At 34.3% G+C, this 21,937-nt stretch carries 20 protein-coding genes; 8 read left to right on the top strand and 12 right to left on the bottom strand.

The genetic code is table 11. From position 1 onward, the window contains the following. Positions 1 to 123: 123 nt before the first annotated feature. On the bottom strand, positions 124 to 252 hold the full coding sequence (locus tag N2201_03770; protein ID MCX7785330.1) for a hypothetical protein: 129 nt from the start codon (positions 250 to 252) through the stop codon (positions 124 to 126). Between the two features lies 1 nt (position 253). Between N2201_03770 and N2201_03765 the strand changes: the two genes are divergently transcribed. Further along, entirely contained in the window at positions 254 to 766 is a 513-nt protein-coding gene (locus N2201_03765; protein ID MCX7785329.1) for a T9SS type A sorting domain-containing protein, read from the top strand. Positions 767 to 1,415: 649 nt separating this feature from the next. Here N2201_03765 and priA read toward each other — a convergent pair. The 6 genes from priA to N2201_03735 all read right to left on the bottom strand — a co-directional run bounded on the left by priA (position 1,416) and on the right by N2201_03735 (position 12,214). Next, positions 1,416 to 3,518, bottom strand: coding sequence for a primosomal protein N' (priA, locus tag N2201_03760; protein ID MCX7785328.1), 2,103 nt, complete (start codon positions 3,516 to 3,518; stop codon positions 1,416 to 1,418). A gap of 327 nt (positions 3,519 to 3,845) precedes the next feature. Continuing rightward, a complete protein-coding gene (locus N2201_03755; GenBank protein ID MCX7785327.1) occupies positions 3,846 to 7,526 on the bottom strand; it encodes a translocation/assembly module TamB in 3,681 nt (1,226 codons plus the stop codon). A 175-nt stretch (positions 7,527 to 7,701) separates the two neighbouring features. Next, the gene (locus N2201_03750; GenBank protein ID MCX7785326.1) at positions 7,702 to 9,612 is read right to left on the bottom strand and encodes a BamA/TamA family outer membrane protein; all 1,911 of its coding nucleotides are present in this window, start codon (positions 9,610 to 9,612) and stop codon (positions 7,702 to 7,704) included. Positions 9,613 to 10,621: 1,009 nt separating this feature from the next. Then, complete coding sequence (locus N2201_03745) at positions 10,622 to 11,074, bottom strand: Hsp20/alpha crystallin family protein (GenBank protein MCX7785325.1); 453 nt, start codon at positions 11,072 to 11,074, stop codon at positions 10,622 to 10,624. A 214-nt stretch (positions 11,075 to 11,288) separates the two neighbouring features. After that, complete coding sequence (locus N2201_03740) at positions 11,289 to 11,537, bottom strand: zf-HC2 domain-containing protein (GenBank protein MCX7785324.1); 249 nt, start codon at positions 11,535 to 11,537, stop codon at positions 11,289 to 11,291. Then, positions 11,534 to 12,214, bottom strand: coding sequence for a sigma-70 family RNA polymerase sigma factor (locus N2201_03735; GenBank protein MCX7785323.1), 681 nt, complete (start codon positions 12,212 to 12,214; stop codon positions 11,534 to 11,536). Before N2201_03735 ends, N2201_03740 begins: the two co-directional genes overlap by 4 nt. A gap of 200 nt (positions 12,215 to 12,414) precedes the next feature. Between N2201_03735 and N2201_03730 the strand changes: the two genes are divergently transcribed. The 6 genes from N2201_03730 to N2201_03705 are packed head-to-tail and all read left to right on the top strand — an operon-like array spanning position 12,415 to position 16,203. Beyond that, positions 12,415 to 12,537, top strand: coding sequence for a hypothetical protein (locus tag N2201_03730; GenBank protein MCX7785322.1), 123 nt, complete (start codon positions 12,415 to 12,417; stop codon positions 12,535 to 12,537). A 60-nt stretch (positions 12,538 to 12,597) separates the two neighbouring features. After that, complete coding sequence (locus N2201_03725) at positions 12,598 to 13,143, top strand: hypothetical protein (GenBank protein MCX7785321.1); 546 nt, start codon at positions 12,598 to 12,600, stop codon at positions 13,141 to 13,143. A gap of 36 nt (positions 13,144 to 13,179) precedes the next feature. Continuing rightward, positions 13,180 to 13,719 (top strand): TlpA family protein disulfide reductase, encoded by a 540-nt coding sequence (locus N2201_03720; protein MCX7785320.1) that lies wholly within the window; start codon positions 13,180 to 13,182, stop codon positions 13,717 to 13,719. Positions 13,720 to 13,778: 59 nt separating this feature from the next. Continuing rightward, on the top strand, positions 13,779 to 15,254 hold the full coding sequence (locus tag N2201_03715; GenBank protein MCX7785319.1) for a DUF6029 family protein: 1,476 nt from the start codon (positions 13,779 to 13,781) through the stop codon (positions 15,252 to 15,254). Next, positions 15,254 to 15,394: a hypothetical protein gene (locus tag N2201_03710; GenBank protein ID MCX7785318.1), complete on the top strand. Its 141-nt coding sequence runs from the start codon at positions 15,254 to 15,256 to the stop codon at positions 15,392 to 15,394. The genes N2201_03715 and N2201_03710 overlap by 1 nt, the downstream gene beginning before the upstream one ends. Next, on the top strand, positions 15,391 to 16,203 hold the full coding sequence (locus tag N2201_03705; protein MCX7785317.1) for a 4Fe-4S binding protein: 813 nt from the start codon (positions 15,391 to 15,393) through the stop codon (positions 16,201 to 16,203). The genes N2201_03710 and N2201_03705 overlap by 4 nt, the downstream gene beginning before the upstream one ends. A gap of 133 nt (positions 16,204 to 16,336) precedes the next feature. Here N2201_03705 and hisS read toward each other — a convergent pair whose 3' ends face one another. The 5 genes from hisS to N2201_03680 form a co-directional block, all read right to left on the bottom strand. Continuing rightward, complete coding sequence (gene hisS, locus N2201_03700; protein MCX7785316.1) at positions 16,337 to 17,608, bottom strand: histidine--tRNA ligase; 1,272 nt, start codon at positions 17,606 to 17,608, stop codon at positions 16,337 to 16,339. A gap of 154 nt (positions 17,609 to 17,762) precedes the next feature. Next, on the bottom strand, positions 17,763 to 18,092 hold the full coding sequence (locus tag N2201_03695; protein ID MCX7785315.1) for a VanZ family protein: 330 nt from the start codon (positions 18,090 to 18,092) through the stop codon (positions 17,763 to 17,765). Between the two features lie 45 nt (positions 18,093 to 18,137). Further along, positions 18,138 to 18,758: a V-type ATP synthase subunit D gene (locus tag N2201_03690; GenBank protein ID MCX7785314.1), complete on the bottom strand. Its 621-nt coding sequence runs from the start codon at positions 18,756 to 18,758 to the stop codon at positions 18,138 to 18,140. A 169-nt stretch (positions 18,759 to 18,927) separates the two neighbouring features. After that, positions 18,928 to 19,881 (bottom strand): HD domain-containing protein, encoded by a 954-nt coding sequence (locus N2201_03685; GenBank protein MCX7785313.1) that lies wholly within the window; start codon positions 19,879 to 19,881, stop codon positions 18,928 to 18,930. A gap of 39 nt (positions 19,882 to 19,920) precedes the next feature. After that, entirely contained in the window at positions 19,921 to 20,832 is a 912-nt protein-coding gene (locus N2201_03680) for a PorV/PorQ family protein (protein ID MCX7785312.1), read from the bottom strand. Between the two features lie 819 nt (positions 20,833 to 21,651). Between N2201_03680 and N2201_03675 the strand changes: the two genes are divergently transcribed. Next, entirely contained in the window at positions 21,652 to 21,933 is a 282-nt protein-coding gene (locus N2201_03675; GenBank protein ID MCX7785311.1) for a hypothetical protein, read from the top strand. Positions 21,934 to 21,937: the final 4 nt, after the last annotated feature.

Here is a 21,937-nt window from a genome sequence, read left to right as displayed (position 1 = left end):
AATCACAAATAATGTCATATCTAACAACTGTGCTTATAATGGTGGCGGTATCTGCAATTACGACTCGGCGACAATCGCCAATAATACAATCACAGATAACTATGCTAATTATGGCGGCGGTATTTACAATGGCGACCAGGCAATACTTACTAATAATACAATAACTAACAATAATGCTGATAATGGTGGCGGTATTTGCAATGCTGGTTTGGGTTTCGCAATCATTACGAATAATTCAATAATTGATAACACTATGATAACAATAAGAATTAGCGGAGGTTCTGTCAGGCTTAATTATAATAATCTTAACAATCTAAATCCAATTGGATATACTATTTTTAATAATACTGCCGATACGATAAATGCAAGAGATAATTACTGGTTCACTGTTGATACAAATGTGATTGCGCAAAAGATTTATGATTTTGAGGACGACTCGACTAAAGGCAGAGTCAATTACCGACCCTTTTTGAACGGACCCTTGGGAACTGAAGATAAACGTTTTTCGTTTGATGCAAAATATTCATTGTCCAAAATTTATCCCAATCCGGCAAAGAGATATTTTACGGTCCGCGATTTGTTTGGTGCCTGCCGACTTTGGACTTATCGCATACGAATTTATGATGTGACAGGAAAAGTAATTAGAGAAGAAAAAATTACAGGTTCTAAGACAGAAAAAATTTTGCTTGATGGTATTAAGAACGGTATCTATTTCGTGCAAGTAAATGACGAGATGACTAAGGTAAAATTAATCGTAATAAAGTGATTTGAGAATATCGTATTACAGGGCATAGTAAAAATTCCAAGACCAAAAATATACATATCTGAGGTTTTTAGTTTACTCACGATGGCACAACAGGAAACTTTTATTCAACACCGTATCTTATTTTTATATGCCAGACTAATAAAAATTATACATATATTTATACAAAAAAATGAACAGAAATTTTAACTAACATCTTAAGTCTCATATTGTTAATTCAATAATCTTGTAAATGGATGGTATGATTCCCTCCACTGCGGTTGGTATTACAAAAATTTTCGGTAAGATGCTTAAATAGCAAATAACGAAGCACTTACTGAACTCTATCTAATAAAACATTTTTTAACCATCGGGAAAAGTATTTTTTTATGAGTTTTGTAGTAAGTCTTAAAATGAATTTATTAGATTATAAAATAGATTATTGTTTAAGGAAGTGAGAACCGAATTCTTGAGCAAAGCGATTTAGTCTTTTGGAAAAGTTTTATAATAAAACTTACTAATTGAGATTTAACACTACTTTACTTTCTATTAATCCTGTGGAAAACCTAGCAAAAGTCTTTTTGGGCTCGAAATGGTAAGATACTAATCAAATAGTATCTTTTGCGCATTGGGTTCAGGGGATTATGCGATGATTTAATTTTTGGGCGATTTTCTAAATAGGGTCAATGTTAATATCAATTTTTACATCCTTCTTATTTATATCCTTATTAATATAGGAGTTAATATCTTCTTTTGAAATTAAATTAGATAAAGATAAATTTGGTTTTAGTTTTATTAATATCTGGCAGGTAAAGCGATATGGACCTTTGGTAAAAGATAATAAACTTGGTCCTAATAATTTGATTAAGTCAGATTGGCATTGAAATTTTTGGTTGTAAGCCTTTTTAATATTTTCACCATTTGAGAACATATTAAGTTGGGAACTAATTTCAACTATTCGCTTGGTAAGATTTTCTGTAACTCTTAGTACAATTTCTTTTTGATTGGATGAGATACTAATTAGAGCTAGCCGAGAGAATGGTGGATAATTGAGTTTTTGTCGAAGTTTGATTTCATAATTATAAAATTTTTTATAATCTGCCTGAACTGCATAACAAAGTGCAGGATGGTCTGGATGATAACTTTGGATAATGACTTTAGTTTCTGGATTGTGTAAAGAGGTGATAATAATCTGCCTCAATTCTTGAAAAGTGCGCTCCTGGGCGCGGAAATCCGGTAAAAAAAGTGAGGTATCAGCAAGAATTATGCCCACCAATCCGATATTAGAGAAATCTAAATTTCGGATACCTAATTTGGTGGTAACAAACACTTTAATATTGCGCTCACAAATTATTTGATTAATATCATCTTTTAATTGGGTTTGAACATCAGAATCATAGCGTAGTACATTATTGGGATTAATAAACTTCTTCACTTCTGACTCGACCTTCTCGCTACCAAAACCGTGGAGAAAAAAATCACTTCCTTTGCATTGGGGACAGAAATCAAAAATTGGCTGACGGGATTGACAAATATGACAGAGCAAGAGTTGCTTTTCACGATGGTAAGTTAGACTTATTCCACAATTTGGACATAAGGGAATATAACCACATTCATTACAACTTAAGATTCGAGCATAGCCTAATCGGTTTAAGAACAATACCACTAGTCGATTCTGACGACAATTGGAAATAATTGCATTGCGTAATTGGGAAGAGATAACTTTATCTCGACTTCGGCGCATATCAATCAGTAAGGTTCGGCTATTGAAGCCTTTTTTTCTTTTTTCTAAATTGCGATATGGCATAATTAGTTCGTATTTTTTAATCTCAGCATTATAAAAGGATTCACAAGACGGAGTGGCGCTAGACAAGATAACTACGGCTTCGCTTTTTTGACCTCTGACCAAAGCAATGTCTCGAGCGTTATAATGAAAGAGTCTTTCTTGTTCCTTATAAGTTACATCCTGCTCATTATCCACAATGAGCAGACCCAAGTTTTTTACTGGAGCAAAGATTGCGGTGCGCGTTCCTAAAACCACAGAAAAATCGCTTGATTGGATTTGCCACCAAATATGCTTCCGTTCGGAGCGTTTTAAGCCCGAATGGAGACAAAAGAAATTACTAAAGAGTCGTGATTGAAACAGAGCAATAAATTTAGCAGTTAGATTGATTTCCGGAACTAAAATAATAGCCGATTTTTTTAATCTAACTGCTTCTTCAATCATTTTTAAATAAAGTTCTGTAAGGTCAACTCCATTAGGGTTAAATAATAAGAATACTCGGAAGCGATTATTTTTTATTTGATAACTCACTTTACTTAGTCCCCAAGCAAACTGATGTAATGTATTGCTATTTTGAGACAATTTTGGGCTTGTTTCGTAGGTTATGGGTTTTGGCCGACCTGTTGCTTTTGACTGAAGACAGTCAATGCTATTCTTATTTTTAGAAGATAAACAGTAAATTTCTTGGGGGATAGCTAAATTTAGCATTTGGCCCCAATTAACAAAATAATATCTTTTTATCCAAGAAAGTAAGGATACAAAATTATTATCTAAAAAATCGGGATGAATAACTTCATCGATATCTTTAATTTCATAGTTTTGGTGTTTATCATTGAGATTTTCTTGTAAATCTATAACGATGCCGACAACCATTTTTTTTCTTAAGGGCACCTTGACTAACGAACCGACTTTGACCTGCGTGTTAAGTTTTTCTGGAACTGCATAGGTTAAAGTTTCCAGAATTGTTTTAGGGATAGCAACTTGAGCGAACATTTTTTCTTACCTATTCATTATCTTAGTATAGGTTGAAATTCTCGACCTACACTTATTTCTTAACATTATCTTGTATAATTATTTTTAGAGCGGATTTTATATTGATATTTGAAATTATAAGTGATTATCAAAATCATATGCGATTGCTTATATTTGTTGTTTTATATTATTAAATGGCGGATTTATATTGATATTTAAGATTATTAGTGATTGTGAACATCATATGTTATTACTTGTATTGGTTTATATTTTTCGATAGCGAATTTTGTACTGATATTTAAGATAGTTAGTGGTTATAAACATCATATGCGATTGCTCATATTACTTTCAATAGCGGATTTTATATTGATATTTAAGATTATAACGATTATTAACATCTCGTTCGCCGATTATTTGATGTGATTTTGCAATATAATATTCTAAACGAAAGATATCATTGGAAGTCCCGGAAATGTTGTATTCGTAAGTAAAATATAGCCGCGAACCAATATATTTACCGACCGTAATTTTAGCGCCAGTTTTAGAAAGTAAACCACTTTCAATCGATAAATAGTCTAACAATGTCAGATTGCGGATTCTTTTTGTGAGTTCGCGTTCAAAATATCCAAAGAGTTTTTCTGATAAGGCAGTGCTGAAGGCATCTTTGAATTCTTGTGAGGTCATTTCTTGCCAAGTGACATTGAAATTAAGATAACTGATAATATCATTTTCTGTAAGCACTGCGGGGTCGGATGATAAGGTAAAAATCGGTTCCTTAAAACGGCCGGTTAGCGAAAGTATAATTTTGACCCGTTCTTTTAAGCCAGACGATATTTCAATTGGCCGTGTTAATACTTCTGCGTTAATATCAAGTGAAGGGTTGAGTTCAGAAATATTATCAAAGTTAATAACTCCTTTGGTTATCTTTAATGGATGGTCAAGATAATAGAAAATACCCTGAATTGCTCGTAACTGGCCGGAATAAACGATTACACTTCGTGTCGGTTGGGTTAATTGAGTTGGTATTATAACATTAATGGATGTCTGGGAAAAAATATTTAAGTTTGCGGAAAGTTCGATATCGCACAATCGATTTCGCAGCCAAATTCCTCTTTCAGCAGAGATAGTTAAATTTAAATTAATATCAAGTTGCTGACTGCTACTAATTGAGGTTGGCTCAGCAAATTCATTTGTTAAAAGACCTTCTTTAATTACTACAGCACCAGATAAAGATAAGGGATTAGAGCTTTGATTAGCCATTGGTTTATAATCAATGAAGACCTTGCCCGAAGCGATACCCATAATATCTTTATGCGGCCTAATTGGTATATCTTGAAATTCGATTTGACAGGACAAAGTCTCTAATCGAGTGAAGTTAAATAATTCGGTAAAACCGTGGGCTTGAATAATCCCATTACTGGTGTACCCCTTTAAATTATCAAGAAAGACTTTTTGATTATGGAAAATCAATTTGGCATTTACTTTGTGGCATAAAGTTTGGGTTGAGTTAATAAGTAATCTTGCATCAAAGACTTTAACTTCTCCAGATAGAACAGGATGATTAAACGTGCCGGTTATTTTGCCTTGACCATAAATTTTGGCGTATTGGACATTTAAGACAGTTTTGAGAAAGAAAAATATCCAAGCCCCGGGATCTCGAAAAACAATATTTAAATCAATGCCATAATCACTTGAATTGTTAGAGGCAAAATTAATTTTTCCTGTAATCGTTGAAGTATCTTGGGCATAAACAAAAGTTAACTGTTTCAGTTGAAAGCCAAAATCGTCAAAAGTCGCTGTGCCTTTCAGATATTTGAGTTCAATTACTGAAATATTATTATGGAATTTAGAGTTTAGAGTTTTGAGTTTAAAGTTTTCTTGCTTTGCGAATAAACTTATAGGTATTTTTAAGTCTTTACCTGACAGCACGATATAATAACCTGAATTATTTGGTATTTGATTAAAGCCATCACTGTCACTAAAAGCAATTGACATAAATTGTAAATTAATTGTGCCTTGGGTTGGCGGTTTTTTGCCAATAATATTTCCGATGTCCTTCAAATCAATCTGCTGGGCACGAAAATTTATTTGCGGTTTTTGATTGGGATATGTGGTTAAATCTAAGGATATATTACCAGAGCCAATTTTTAGTGTAAGACCTTGTAGATAAAAGGAACTTCCTTTTTTACCAAAACGAAATTCTTTGGTATTGGTGAAGAAATAACCTTGAGTCGTTATTTGTAAATGCTCAATTAAATTATCAATATTTAAGATATTGAGACTAAACTGATGGGCATTCTGAATTGTCCCACTTATTGTTAGAGATTCAATAGGAGCAAATCGGTTATTGATCCAATTTCTGGCGGTCAAGAGAAAATCTTTATTGTTTAGAATAAAATTAAATTGGGACATTTGGTTTTCGATTCCGAAAATACTTTCGACACAAAGATTAATCTCTTCCGGAAGATTTTGTAGGTCAGGAAGATTAAATTTTAATTTTAATTTTTCAAATTTAAAGTCAATCTCAGAAAGATAATCTTTCCTTAATAAGAATAACCCTTTGCGTACATTTAACTCGCCGTCAGCCTTTATTCGCTTATCAGATAATTCCAGATGGCACGAGCCATTAACAAATCCTTTAAAATAAAGATTGCTTCCTACTATCTGATGGAGTACTTCGGAAACAAGGTATAAAGAAAAATCCTTGAACTCCAAAAACCAATACTGAGTTTTAGTCATTAAATTATTGGGTTTGGTCTGAACTTGGTATAAGGTTGAGTTGAGAATGCTGGTACGGTCTTTAATCCTTAATTTTTCAATCTCAAGTTTTCCTTTTTTGATCGCTCCTTTTGCCGAGATACTTTCAATTGCCGGTTTTTTTGATGAAGATAATAGATTAAACTCAATCTGCTCAAAGCCAATGCCATTAAATTCAATAAATCCGTCGAGTTGGGGTATTAAGCCTAAATTATTTTGCAGGAGTTTGTTATTAGACGATTTAATGGAAATGTTAAAATTATTAAATAGCAATTTGCCTTGGTATGATATGGGACGATTAACTTCTTTTCGATTGGGGAAATTAAAAGTGCATAGTGCATTGAGATAAAATGAATCTGGAGTGATGCAAGTAATATTAGCCACTGTATCAATGAATTCGATCTTTCCTTTGCCATCAGCAATTTTCACATAAGGCAATTTAAGATTTAAGGCACGATAATTCAAATTACTTCTGATGTTCAATAAATTCCAATTGTCTTTTTCAAAATACAAACTAATCTGACCGTTAATATCAAAAAGACCTGGAAGATTAATAATTTCTTTCAGATCGTAATGTCCTGCTTGAATATCGAAACTTAAATAGCGATTAAGAAAATCCGCAAAAGCATTGAATTGTATCATTGAAGATGGTGTGTTGATTCTTATGTTTTGGAGGGAAAGCGTGTTATTATGAAAATGAATATTACCATTAAAATTTTGTATCCTTAATGGTATAGCGGGTAAATAAAAATTTGCTTTATTGACAAGTGCGCTTGCGGTCTTAGGATGCAATCGTAAATAAGACAACATTGAGAAGGAATCTAAAACTATTTTACTGTTTTGAAAAACAGCACCATTTTGAATTTCAAGTTTATTTAAAAAAATTATAGGCAAAGTGAAAGGTGTAACACGAGTGTCAACTGTTTTAAGATGGGATACAAGATAGACATTAGGCTTAACAATTAATAGATTACGAATCAGATTTCTATGTTTAAATAGAATTGAGAAGAGATTATATTCTGATTTTACAGATTGGGCAGTGAGAGAATCGCCGCTACTAAATTTTATTTTGACATCAGAAAAGACTATAGAAGTGAAGATATTGCCTTTGATTTCTTTTGCTGAAATTTGAAGATTTAGGGTTCGGCTAAGAAAATTTAGTGATTGCGTAGTAAGATAATTACTAATTTGGGGTCTAAAGACGATTAATCCGAGAAAAACCATAAGGCAAAGTGCGATAACTATTAACCCAATAATTAATTTTCTCTTCATTTAAGTTATAAGTTCAGCATTTAATATACTGGTTATATGCTTAATGGATTGATAAATGAGATTTTTATCACCTTGAACATGTTGTTAGGTCTGAAATGCTTTTTAGTGATATATCGGATTTAACGTTCAAAATTCCTTGGCATTTAGAGTTCATCATATCTAATAGTTAAAATAGTTAAAACATATTCAATAGCCCAAGATGGATTTTGCCCCAATCACCAGTTGGTGCGGATTTTAAGCGTTTGGCATAATCGATTCTTATGGGACCGATTCTGGTGTTAATTCTAATTCCTAAGCCGACACTATAAAAGAACTTATCCCAGTCAAAACGTATAATATCTCCTTGATGGTCTACTCGTCCCCAATCACTAAATACGACCCAATCGAGTAATTTTTGATAATGACTACGTAGTTCCCAATTAGCATTAATCATTCCAGAGCCATAATGTTCTGTGCCAATACTATCTGGTCCCAGTGCTCTTTCGGCAAAACCTCGAAGACCATTGTTGCCGCCAAGAGTAAAGGCATCATAAAAAGGAATCTGACTTGAGCGCCCATAAGGAACAGCAAGACCAGACATTATTCTAAAACCTATCACATAATCATTCAAAAGGGATTTAAACAAAACCAACTCGGATTGTATCTTATAAAAATCATTATCGCCAGATAAGACACTTCCGGCTAATTGTAGATTAGTCGAAAAGAAGACACCTTTTTGTGGCGTAAAGAGATTATCGCGGGTATCATATCGGAGATAAATATTTTGGGAATTTGTTATTGTTTTCTGGTTTATCACAGGCAACAACGGTTTAATCCAAATTCGAAGATAGCGAAGATAGGTTCCGCATTCTAAATTTGGTCCGAAATAACGAGAAACACCAGTCTCAATGTTTAAGTTTGTTTCTTCAATAAGATTAACTACATCAGTATTACTGATATTTCTCTTTTCATATTTAAAAGAAGGCTGAAATGAAAAATTAATCGGTAAAGCGAGAATATAAAAAATTCGGTAAATGCTTTTTAATTCTGTTCGCCAATCTTTAGTAAAAGTTGGCGCGTATCCAAATGAGAAAAACAGATTTTGTCCCCGAGATAAGAAGTTTAAGTGTTCCCATTCAGTTGACAAAATTAATCGCAGAGGCGAAGCTTGAAGCCCGATGCCCAAACCAATGCTTCGTGCCGGTTGTTCTAAAACATCAAACCGAAGCGTAATGCTATCAACTAAACTAAAAGATTTTTGGCGATTGGAGTCAATGTGTGCGAAGGGTAAATGCGAAGTATCAATTACTGAGATCGAAAATGAGACGCGTTCAAAAAGCCGTGTGCCATAAAGTCGCTGGATGGCGGTGGTGATTTTTTTGCGAGAATATTTCTCGCCAATTTTAATTTGGGCGGTGCGTAAAATAATCGGATAACGGACATTTTGATTGCCCCGGACTCTAATTTCTTTAATCGTGACAAGTGGTCCTTCCTCAATAAAAAAACTTACATCTGCCTTGAGGTTATCAACCTTTATATGATAGTCAGTATTTACAAAAGCATAGCCGTTATCCTGATACCATTGGGCTAAAGCATCTTGGCTCTGCAGGATCTTGGGGATAATCAAAAAATCGCCGGCTCTTATCTTTAATTGTGAATGAAGAACGCTGAGGTTAAATTTTCCTTTTTTAAAGTCAGCAGTCTTATACGGAATTTCGGCTCTGAGAGTATCAATTGGTATTAAACGATTGACCCAAAAGATATTAATTTTAGAAATTTTTATCCGTGGGCCTTCGTTGATTTTAAAAATAATTGTAATACCTTTCGTTGTCTTTTTAAGGTCAGTTTCAAGGTTAATATATTGAAAGCCTTGTTGAACATAGAAAGAAATTAAGTTTCTGGTCGCTTTTTCAACGGCTAAACTGTAAATCTCTTCTTTCTCCTTTATGTCTAATAATTGTTTTAAGAGCTTGGGTTTAAAAGAAATATTGCCTTGAAAAATAATTTTTTCAACAGAAAACGGTTCTGTAGGTAGAGAATCATTCCCAGCGTAGAGAATACTAAAGATTGTGTATCCTATTAGAATTAGAATAAATCTTGTTGGCATATCTTTTTTCTGATTAATCTTTACGACTAAATCAGGTACTTATAAAATTTTTACTTAAAACTACATATAAGTCAAGAACTATAAGAGACATATTTTATCAAAATTGCCCATCATAGAATGATACATCTTTATTTTTAACATATCAAGTCTAAATTTACACAAATATTATACACTACCAAAACTAAAAGAGACAAAATATTCTTTATGTGTCGGATTGAATACGCCTTTCTATATCTGTTTAAATACTTTATTGTGAGATTATGCTTTAGTCTTTATGTTTTTCATTTTTTCGATTTAGGGCATGTTTTTTAATCTGTAAAAAGACTTTATCAAGACAATATTCCCAGTGTCATTTAGTTCTTCCGTGTTTAAATCTGTATATAAACTTTATAAAGATAGGATTCCATCGCCAGCATGATTAAACCTCAATAGAATCTGAGTAATACTAATTATTCATGCTAAATACTTGATGCTCGACACAAAAAGCCTGTTAGTATTATTCAACCGACTTGTGTTTTTAAATAAACACGGGCTTCTTAAAGTAAACAGCACAACATATAGACAAAGTACAATAATAGATACAGAATAATAAGATACTATTATTGTACTCTTTTTGCTAATTTTAATCTTTTTCACGCTTTCTTTTCATAAGCAAAATCCTGTATAGTTGAAAAAGAATATCTTTAAGCATTTACTCAAGATTGAATAGTCCTCTCGTCTTTAGAATCATAAGTCTAAATAATAACCTTTTCACTCATTATGACCGATAGCATGATAATACGAATTCAAAAATTACAATTTAATTTTCATAAACATCGACAATATTTCTTGATGATTCTGAAAAATGCTGAACCAAAGAAAAGGCTATTATAGAAAAACAAACTTATTATTAAGAACAGAAATGTAATTGAGTTGACTCTAATTTCACTTTTTATAAACTTAATAGTGATAAATCTAAAAAATAAAGAAAGGGACAGTCCGAAGACTATCCCTTCTTAGTAGACCAGTTCTATTCGATTGGAACTTTAATCTCCTTTGGTTTGGCCGCTTCACTTTTAGGCAATGTTACAACGAGCACGCCATCTTTATAGGTCGCTTTCGCTTTTTCTTTATCAACCGCAGTTGGCAGAGGAATTGTTCGCGAGAAGGAACCATAGGAACGTTCGCAACGATAGTAGTCTTGTTCTTTCACTTCTTCTTCTCGTTTTACTTCGCCTCTGATCGTGATTTCATCTTCGCTGATTGAGATGGAAATATCCTTTTTATCAACACCGGGAATTTCCGCCTTGAGCACGATAGCGTCTTTTTTGTCATAAACATCTACTGCTGGATAAAATTCTTCAGACAATGGCGTAAGGAAACCTCGACGAGAACGCGGCCGAAATTCAAAGAACTGGTCTAATTTCTTTCTTAAGTCCGTTATTTCTTTAAACGGATCCCAAGGTAATAACCAGTTCGTCATAGTCATCACCTCCCTTTCTTTAATTTTCAATTATTAGACTATAACGGTTATGCGAGCGATTCAAAGATTTAGTCGGATTTTTGAAAGTTGGGCTAATAAGAACTCATTTAATTATTTGTTAATTGGTGAGTTCTTAACATTATTGGGAGATAATCGATTTTTGATTATTGCTGATATGTGCTTAGAAAATAAATATTGACTTTGCCAATTATTACTATTTTTGTTGGGAATCTTGCTCTAAGATACCTTTGAGAGTTTGCCATAATTGCTCATGCGCCGCCGGTGGAACTTCTAAGGCACATTGACACTGGAAAACTCTTATTATATGTAGAAATGATTCATGGAGATTTTGACAAGTCGGACATGTTTTAATATGAGAGCGTATTTCCAGAACGATTTCTTCTTCTAATTCTTCGTCAATAAAATCAGAGATTAAGAGAAAAAATTTATTACAGTCAATCATATACTTTTATCGCTGTCGGCAAAACTTTGTGTCACTTTTGATTTAGATAAGTTTTGCCGGGTTGGTGCTATATATTTAGACAATCGATTTCTTAAAAAGACTCTGCCCCGATGGAGTCGGGATTTTACCGCGGCTATAGAAAGATTTAATGCTTTGCTGACCTCTTTGTTAGATAATCCTTGTAAGTCTCTCAAAATAACAACTGAACGGTAATCGGAAGGTAGTTCATTAATCGCATCTTGTAATGCTTTTTGTAATTGTTGCCGGTGAAATAGATGTTCTGGGCTTTCTTTGTAATCTGGGAGTTCGCGCGGCATTTCCGATTCATCAATAATCGGCTCATCTAATGAAACACCAACTTCAGGTTCTTTAGTCTTACGAGTTTTAAGCCGGGTAAAGCAAACATTAGCGGCAATCCGATAAAGCCAAGTATAAAAAGATGATTTACCTTTGAATTTTTTAATAAAACGATAGGCACGGATAAAGGTATCCTGTAGGGCATCCTTAGCATCTTCTTCATTACCCAGCATCCGATAGACTAAATTATAGACTTTTCGTTCATAGCGTCGGACCAATTCCTCAAAAGCCGAGGTATTTCCTTGTTGTGCCCTTTTTACTAATTCTGCATCCGTTAGGGGTAATGCTTTTAGAACTTCGGGCTTTATTAACTGTTTCATTTTTTATGCGACTGGATGCGATTTGGTCGCATTCAGTTAAAAATAAAGTTGAGATTTGAATTTTCACAGAATTCACTTTTGATGAATTCTGTATTTTAGCATAGTTAATTTATAGATAATGTCAAGAGTTCTATTGAGAACAAAGGATACATTGCAGAATTCTGTTGACTTCTTTAAGATTAAAAGTATAATTTACTTTTATGAAGAAAATTATCTTGTTTGGCTTACTATTACTTTTTATTTTTTGTTCTGAAGCACCGCGTATCTTACCAACTCCGACAAATCGAATTGTCTTAGCAGAGTTTTTTACAACCGATGGTTGAGATTTTTGTGCGGCAGCAGAGCGGTCGCTCGATTGGCTCTCAGAAACCTACGGAGATTCTTTGGTAATTGTATCTTATAATTATACTTTCACATCACCGGCAATTGATACGCTACGAAAAGCATTTTATTCAATTCCATTGCCACCGATAATTCCTGAGGCAACGATTTGTTTTGATGGAACCGATAAAGTGATTGTTGATTCGCCCGGGTTTCCCCCGGAATCGACATACTATCAAGTGTATACTCAACACATTATTGCTGCAAAATCCAATCCGCCGGCATATAATCTTTATCTCGCAGGTTCTGCCACAACTAATAGTGGCATGCTGAATATTAAAATCACTCCCGCAGATACCCTAACTCATAGTCCGGTCAATGCCTTTATCGCTATCTGTGAGGATAGTGTTGTTGGCATGACAAAAGATTTTAATTATGTGGTTAGAAAATTGTTTAATTTCCCACTTTATCTTGTTTATCCTGACAGTTTAGATACGATAATTACCTTTCAACATACCTTACCACCCAATAAAATGACCGGCGTTCTTTTCTTGCAAAATATGAATACGAAGAAAGTTTTGCAAGCAGTAAAGACGAGATTTAGATAAAATGAAAATAATACTCATTATTTTAGAGGAGGGATAATGAAAAAAACAATTATAACAATTTTTCTTCTTAGTTGCCTAACACTTCTTTTGGCTGATGAACAAATTGTTTCTTTAAAAGATGCGCCAAGTTTTACCCTTTATGATGTTTCCGGTAAAGTTGTTATCCTGGACTCTTTAGTTAAGAAAGGACCGGTGATAATGAGTTTTTGGGCATTGTGGTGTAAAATGTGTATAAAAGAACTTGATGCCTTAAAACCGTATTATCCTGAGATTGAATCATTGGGGGTAACTTTTTTAGCAATCAGTCAGGATAAGGCAAAATCTAAAGATGAAGTAAAATCATTTGTTGCTGGTCGCAAATGGCGATATCAGATTGTCTTAGACCCAGAAAATAAGTTGCGTAAATCCTATAATGTCCAGGTTATGCCCACATTCTTTATTATTAATCAGGATAAAAAAATTGTCTTTACGCATCAGGGCTATAAGCCGGGAGATGAGAAAAAGATAATGGTATCACTCCGTAAACTAATGAAAAAATGCGCAGAGTGTAAGGGTTGCGAACACAAGGGAAAGTAGTATTTATATGTTAATAATTTATGCCTGAACTATAGGATTTAGCAATTTATTATAAAGTTATGACAACCAACAAAACGCTAACTGTTGCTTGTGGTTTATTTCTTATTTCTTGCTGGTTATTTACCCATTTGTTGTCAGCACAAGCGATTCAGTTTGGTGGTGGCAATACTGCTGAATACTGGTTGTTTGTTGATACACTCAAGGAACATATTGAAGATAAATTAAAACTTTCCTTTACTTATAATAATCTCACGCTACGCGGTCTTTTCTTTTTCTGGCAACCGTCTTTACCCAATCAGAGACGATTACAATATATTGATTATAATATTGAATACGTTCAGGAAGTGATTGATATTATCTATGGCACATATTACACAACTTTTGGCCGCGGATTGGTCTTAAATCAGTTTCTGGATGAAGATTTTAGAACCGACAATTCAATTTATGGTGCTAAAGCCACTCTTAAGATGTTTCATAGCGAATTGTCTGCCTTATTTGGCCGACCACGCAATATCTTTTTTGAAGAGAATGCGTATAAGATAAAAAACGATACTTCTGACCAGATTCGCGGAATTAATTTAGAAAGCAAACTACCCACACCCGAAATTATCACGGTGAACATTGGTGGTAGATATGTGCGCTATAATCGCAGAATTGATTTGACACCACGAGCATTTACGGAACTTTTGGGTGGTAATATTGAGTTTGCAATGGGACCGTATCAAGGATATTTTGAATACGCTCGGCAACTCAGTTCATATCCTGGTATTGGTGGACGATTAACTGGTAACGGAATACTTTTTTCCTCTAATCTTACATTTTCGGGCTTGGGTTTATTCTTTCAGATTATGGATTATGATTCAATTGGATTTGGTGGTCTTGGCTATCGTTATAATGAACCACCGACACCAATTAAATCAGGTATTTCAGTTAATCGAGGAATAAATGAATTTGGTTTTGGCACTTCAATAAATTATTCACCATTTGACTATCTAAGCTTAGAAGGTAATTATAATACTCTTAAAACCCATGATAAAACTGAAGGTATCTTAGAGCAAATCCTTAAAATAAAGTTTAATGTTGGAGAAAATTTAGAAGTAAATGGAATGATTGAACGAAATGTTAAAGACAAAATTGAATTGCCCATACTTAAAAAGACTGAACTGAAACCATCATTAGAAGCAACTTATAATTTTAATGCGTTTTTCCTTGATGCCGGCTATGAGCATAATTTTATTTCGGCTGATAGCAGTAAATATTTCGAGCATGCCCTCTCGGTTTCAATTGGAAAATCAGAATTATTCCAATTAACTTTGCGCTATGAACGACGAAATCGGATACCTAATTGGCTATTGTCAAAACTTGGGGTAGAAAAGCACTGGCCTATGGCGGAATTGAGTCTTGATATTACTAATAAACATAATCTACGCGTGCGGATTGGCAGTGAAAAAGGCGGTTTGGTCTGTTCTGGCGGTGTCTGTCGATTTGAAGCGCCATTCAAAGGTGTTAAAATTGTATTAACCAGTATCTTTTAATGAAAAGATTAATAATAATCATTATTATTTTATTCATCTCTATTGCCGGTATCTTTTATGGGGTCAAAAAAGGCGAACCGGTTGAGACAGAGACTGTCGGTTCAGTAATGTGCCTATCTTGTATGGGGTTACAGCAGTGAAGAAATTACGACCATATCGATTAGGGCAGATTATTGCAACAATTATTCAGTTAAGTTATTATCCGGCTTTATGGACTGGAACAATCTATCAGGGATTCACAAAAAGATTTTGTGTGCCCATTCTAACATGCTGGGGATGTCCGCTTACTCGGTTTGGTTGTCCAATGGGAGCATTGCAACATTTTATCGGTATTAGGCAAATTCCCTTTTATATTGCCGGATTTTTTGGAGTGGTCGGGATTTTGGTAGGACGAATGTCCTGTGCCTGGGTCTGTCCTTTTGGATTTTTACAGGATTTACTAAAGAAGTTCACTCGTTTCAAATTTAATCTTCCTCAATGGACAACTTATACTAAATATGCAGTATTAATTGGCGTTGCTGGTATTATTGTTTATTTAACTACTGAACCTTGGTTTTGTATGCTCTGTCCGGCTGGAATTCTCGAAGCCGGACTTCCGATTGTGCTTACTGATAAGACCGGTGAATTAAAAGCATTAGTCGGCTGGCTCTTTAAGGCTAAAATCGCAATATTGATATTGGTTATTGTTGGGTCGATTTTTATTAAGCGATTCTTCTGTCGAGTTTTTTGTCCAATCGGTGCAATTTACTCTGTATTTAACCGATTTTCTTTAGTTAGAATGTCGGTTGACCCAAGTAAGTGCGGAGAAAATAAATGTAATCTCTGCCGAAAAGTCTGCCCGGTTGATATTAATATTTATGATAATCCTAATGCCAAAGAATGCATTCGGTGTTTAGAATGTAAATATAAGTGTCCCAAGGGAGCAGTTTCAGTCAGTCTTAATCCTTAGTCCCAAAATCATATTAAAATTGTTAGTTAGCCCAAGTAAATTTTTCTATAGAGCAGATGAGCCACTGAGTTAATTTATTTTTAGCAACTCTTTTGCTAATCAGAGGCTAAGGGCAATGCTTTAAGATGTTTGTTTAGGATGTCTTTATTAACTGGTTGGCAAATGCTTTTTTAAGAAAGTCAATGATTTTGTCTTGAGGGACTTCTTGTTGACTTTTTACCGATAATTTCTTGACAGTATATACCTGTTTTTTAATTTCTTCTGACCCAATAATTATCACATATTCGCAAGACAAATTGTCAGCAATACCTAACCCACTTCGTAAATTTTTATCTGGCAGATTTAAGATTGCTGGAATCTGATTTTCTCGAAGTTCAATCACTAATTGTTTAGCAAGTTTTTCGGCTTCGTTATCTAAAGGAATTAGATAGACTAAGTTTTTGCGTGGTGTTGCTGGGTTTCCTAAATAAATTAGAATGCGCTCTAATCCTAAAGCAAAGCCAATCGCAGGAATTTTAGGACCACCGAAATCTTCAATTAAATTGTCGTATCGACCGCCTCCGCCTAAACTGTCTTGGGCTCCTAAAGTAGTAGTAAGACTTGGGACATATTCAAAGGTTGTTCGGGTGTAATAATCTAATCCGCGAACCATCATCTTATCAAGTTCAAAGGGCAGTTTGCGCTCGGTTAATTCTTGAAGCACGATTTGGAAATGGTTTTGACAGTCGTAACAGAGATAATCAGCAATTTTCGGTGCTGACTGGTATAATTCTTGGCAAGTAGTTTCCTTGCAATCAAACACCCGTAACGGATTGCGTTCTAATCGAGATTTACAGTCCTGACAAATCTTATCTTGCACGGTATTGAGAAAGAATACCAAGTCAGTGCGAAACTTATTTCGACATAATCCACAGCCAACACTATTTACCTTGACAACAATATCTTTGATATTAACTGCAGAAAAGAAATTTAACCCCATTTCAATTACTTCAATATCGGTTTGAGGATGGGCTTCGCCGATAACTTCAATGCCTAATTGATAGAATTCTCGGTACCGGCCTTTTTGAGGTTTTTCGTAACGAAACATCGGACCAATATAAAATAACCTTACTGGTGGCTTAAGATTATTTTGGAGAAATGCTCGAATGACGCCCGGTGTGCCTTCAGGTCGTAATGTTAAGTCTCTACCACCTTTATCAGTAAAAGAATAGATCTGTTTAGTGACAATGTCCGTAGTCAAACCAGTTGAACGCAAAAATAGTTCGGTATGTTCAAAACAAGGTGTGACAATCTCAGAAAATCCATAAAGTGCCACAATTTTGCGAAATTGAGTTTCCAGATAATACTTCTGTTCAGAAATTGGTGGTAAAAAGTCTTGTGTGCCTTTAGGATTAGATATTATCATATCTCAACAAAGTCAAAAGCCAAAAGACTGCGTCTTTTGAGCAAATAAATTTTTGACACAGAATACCAGGAATTCATTGATTATTTTTAATCTTAGCAAATTCAGAGATAATTTTTTAGTATTTTCAGACCTTATTCCTTGCCAACTCATTAGATTAATCATTAACCTGCCTTGCGATTAGTTCCCAGAAACTTGTGCCCATAACTAAGCCTAAGATATTAATGGTAAAATCAGCAATTTCCGGAACTCGGCTCGGAATAAATTTTTGAACTAATTCAGTTAAAAGCGACAAAAAACTTCCTAACAATAAAGCACCAATTGACAAAACACTTTGGCCAATAAATCCCCAGATGCCATAGAGTAAGAAATGAATCATCTTATCCCAACCCTTGGATTGGTTTTGAAATTTTCTTGGGATAGGTATCAGCGAAATAATTATCATAATAATCGTCAGGCTAAGAAATATGCGTCTTTTAGATAACATCGGTAATCTTACAAGTTACACCTTGATAGAGCAAAATATTTATAGTTAGCCGCGTAAAATCTCCTTAATGCGCATTAACCGAACTAAACTTGCCCGTTCGGTTTCGCCTAATTTCATCGTGATATACTTTATCGTTTCTGTAATGGATGGAATTAAGACAAATTCTAAAGCATTTACTCGGCGACGGGTTTTCTCTAACTCTTCAGCCAAAAGTTCTAAAGTCTTTTCATTAATTGCTAAGGTTAATAAAGACAAAGTCAAATCCGACATCGTCAATAAAGCGTTATCTAATTCGCCGGATGTTTTTGTCCAGTCATAATTTCTGATTGAGCCATTGAAATCAACTTGTTCAATCATTGGCACTAAAATATTGGCAATATTACCAGTTCCGATTCGAACATTTATCGAACGATTAGAACTTAATATTGCAGATTCAAAGTTGGTTTCGCCATACAATGCTTTCGCATACATCAATTGGTGGTTTATTTGATGTAACTGTTCTGCAATCTTTCTTCGTTGACCTTTAATGGTTGTAATCATTTCTAAAATTTTGCGCATCACCAGTTCCTGTTTGTCTTTTAATAGTTTATGACCACGACGCGCAATTACCAGTCGACGACGCAATTTTAACAATTCCATTCGGGTCGCGCCTGCTGATATTAACATGGTTGTTATTTTACTACTAATTTCAATAATGTCAATCTAAAACTGAGATATGTCAACGAATACTAACAATTTATGAAATTTAATTATAATGGATATATCCAGTAATATTTATAAATGGATTATTAAAGATAACAGGTGAGGATTTATATAATATTAGGGTTGTAAATATCTAATCCCGGTGTCTAATAAAGACCTTGGTTTCCAAAAATTGATGGTAGTCGCTCCATTTTGCTCCTTGAGCATTTTCAGTAACTTCCCGATACATCATCATCCGAGCATCTAAATTATCTAAAGTATGGACTAAGTAGGCCTCGGCAAATTTCGGCGTTGTCGGTGAACCAAATTCTCTTTGGCCATGATGACTTAAAATGATATGGAGTAATAACTGTTTTTTGTCCTCGGGAAATTCAGCGATTTTATTGATTTCACTCTTTACAATTTCATAGCCAACAACAATATGACCAATCAAATAACCTTCATCAGTATGACTGATGGCTTTTTCAAAAGTATATTCTTTAATTTTACCAATGTCGTGTAAAATAATGCCGGCAATTAATAATGAATAGTCAATTTCTGGATAGACCAAAGGAATCGATTTTGAGAGTCGAAGCATAAATAAAGTATGTTCTAATAGTCCTCCAAGGTAAGCATGATGAACACCGGTTGAGGCTGGTGCCATTTTAAACTTTTGGCATATCTCTGGTTGAGCAAAAATATTATTAAGTAATCGGCGATAATCTGCATCATTTATTGCGTTAATATAATCTTTAAGTTCAGCATACATTGTTTCAATATCGAAACGGCTACTGGCAATAAAATCTTTTACTGCGACATCTTGTTCGGCGACTCGGTTGATATTAACAATGGTAATTTGGGTTTCGCCATTATATTCAGTGACATCGCCCTGAATTTGGGCAAAATTTCCTGGATTAGTTTCAGCGTAGAATGCATCGACTCCATCCCAAATTTTACCTAAGATTACACCACTCCGGTCCGAAAGTTCTAAGATTAAAAATTTGCTACCGTCATGTTTCTTTAGTTGGCGACGATTTCGAATGAAAAAAATATCATTAACTTTATGTCCAACCATTAAATCTTTAATAAATTGCTTTTTTATTATCATTGTCTTTTCATCTTAAGGATTTAGTGAGATGTTCGTTCACTATCGGGAAAGCGTTAGACTGAGGTGATGTTGGCGTCCTAAATTGAGCATGGGCGTGAAACTATAATCCACTTGATATTTTGACACTTTTACTCCCAATCCGACAGCAAATCCGGCTAAAATATCAGAACCTCCGCCAGTTGCTAATGCTCGTCGCAATGAATTATAACCACCACGCAATGCTAAATATTTATTAATCCAACCTTCAATTCCTACACTAAAAAAAATAGGACTGTCAATCGCTTTTCGGATATCCCAAGCAAAAGAAAGATTATCTTCAATTTTATAACTGCTACCAATACCTAATTCTAAAGGCAGTTTATCGGAATTAGTGTCAAATGGTTTTATTTGGTAACCTAAATTTCTAATTACTAAACCGATGCTTAAGTTTTTAACTGGTGGAAGAAACCGAACTCCAATATCTGAGGCAAGGCCGAGACCATAAAACTTTTCAATTGCGCCATAAAGCAACTTGAAATTCACGCCGACTTTAAGTTCATTATTATTAATGACCGTTCCTCCCATAAGCAGATTGGCATAGGAAACAGAAAAAGTTCCCAGTGGGTTTCCTTGTTCATTAGTATGTTTTATTGGTCCTGAATTAAGAAAAATCAAACTCACACCACTTGAATGAGTAAAAGGCAACAAACGATTTCTTTTATAACTAATTACACCATAATGTATGCCAGCTGGCAGACTGAGATAACTGACACCCAAAGAGGTATTGGTCAATCTTTGTGCCGGATTATATATAAAATCAAAACCGGATAACGATTTATCATTTTCGACACTAATCGATGTATTTGCCATAGCGGCTTCTTTGGCGGATGGAGTCAATTTTAAGAAGTTAAAACCGGCCTCTCCAGATTGTAATGAACCATTCATTAAAAGAGATATAATTATAACTAACATAGTATTTAAGTCTAATAACCAAGTAGAGTTCTGTCAAGTCCTAAATACAATGAGTCTAAAAGATATATGGCATTTTATGAGATTTTATAATAGATTTGCGAAGAACGGAAGGCGTTTTCTATTTGATAGCAAACAGCATAAAAATATATGGGTATCTGATATTCGAAACAGATGAAAAATTTTTTATCATTTGAATTCAAAACCGCTTGAAAGATGTCACTTTTTAATAAGATTGTTAGTATCTGAAGATAATATTAGCATAAATTTTACCTTATACCAAAAGTCTTGAATCATTCAATAATTTTAGAGAATTTTAATAGGAGATATAATCAAACTTAGGGAGAATTTGGATGTATGGTATTTTCTCTGGTCTGCTTGACTCAAGAGGTGGAAGGACAGAAGATATTATCTGTTATCATATTGATAGCGATATAATCAAAGTTTGTGGGGAACCGGGAATAAAGGTGTTTTATAGATATAATATAGCGATATAATCAAACTTTGCGGAAGATTGGGAATATGATATTTATTAGGCATAATAAAACGATATAATCAAACTTTGTGGGAAACCGGGAATAAAGGTGTTTTATAGATATAATAAAACGATATAATCAAATTTTGCGTGAATTTGGGAATATAGGTTAATAGGTATAATAAAATCGATATAATCAAACTTTGTGAAAGATTGGAAATGCTATTTATTAGGTATAATAAAAGCGATATAATTAAATTTTGTGGAAGATTGGGAATATGATATTTATTAGGCATAATAAAGCGATATAATCAAAATCTTGCGGAAAATTAGAAATAAGGTATTTTATGAATATAATAAAAGTGCCAGCACTAGTCAAACAAGCCACCAGCCTATTTGACCGAGGAGACAGAAGATTAGGCGACCTTATCTGCTATCCCATTGATTATCGTGAGGTTAAATCATTCGGTTACTTAAAGGACAAACTAACTATCTGTAGATTGGGCGGTCAGAAGGGTATGCCGGTGGGTTGCCGAGGGGTATGCCCCTCGGCAACCCACCGGCTTGCCGACCGGCTTACCTCCCGGGTAATCAGGATGGCCTTTCGGGCCGTCCACTTTGAGAAGTGAGAAT

The sequence above is a fragment of the candidate division WOR-3 bacterium genome, from assembly GCA_026418155.1.
GTDB lineage: Bacteria > Hydrothermota > Tepidihabitantia > Tepidihabitantales > CAIPLT01 > JAOABV01.
The sequence above is the reverse complement of the archived record's forward strand: the minus strand, read 5'-3'. Positions and strand labels throughout refer to the sequence as shown.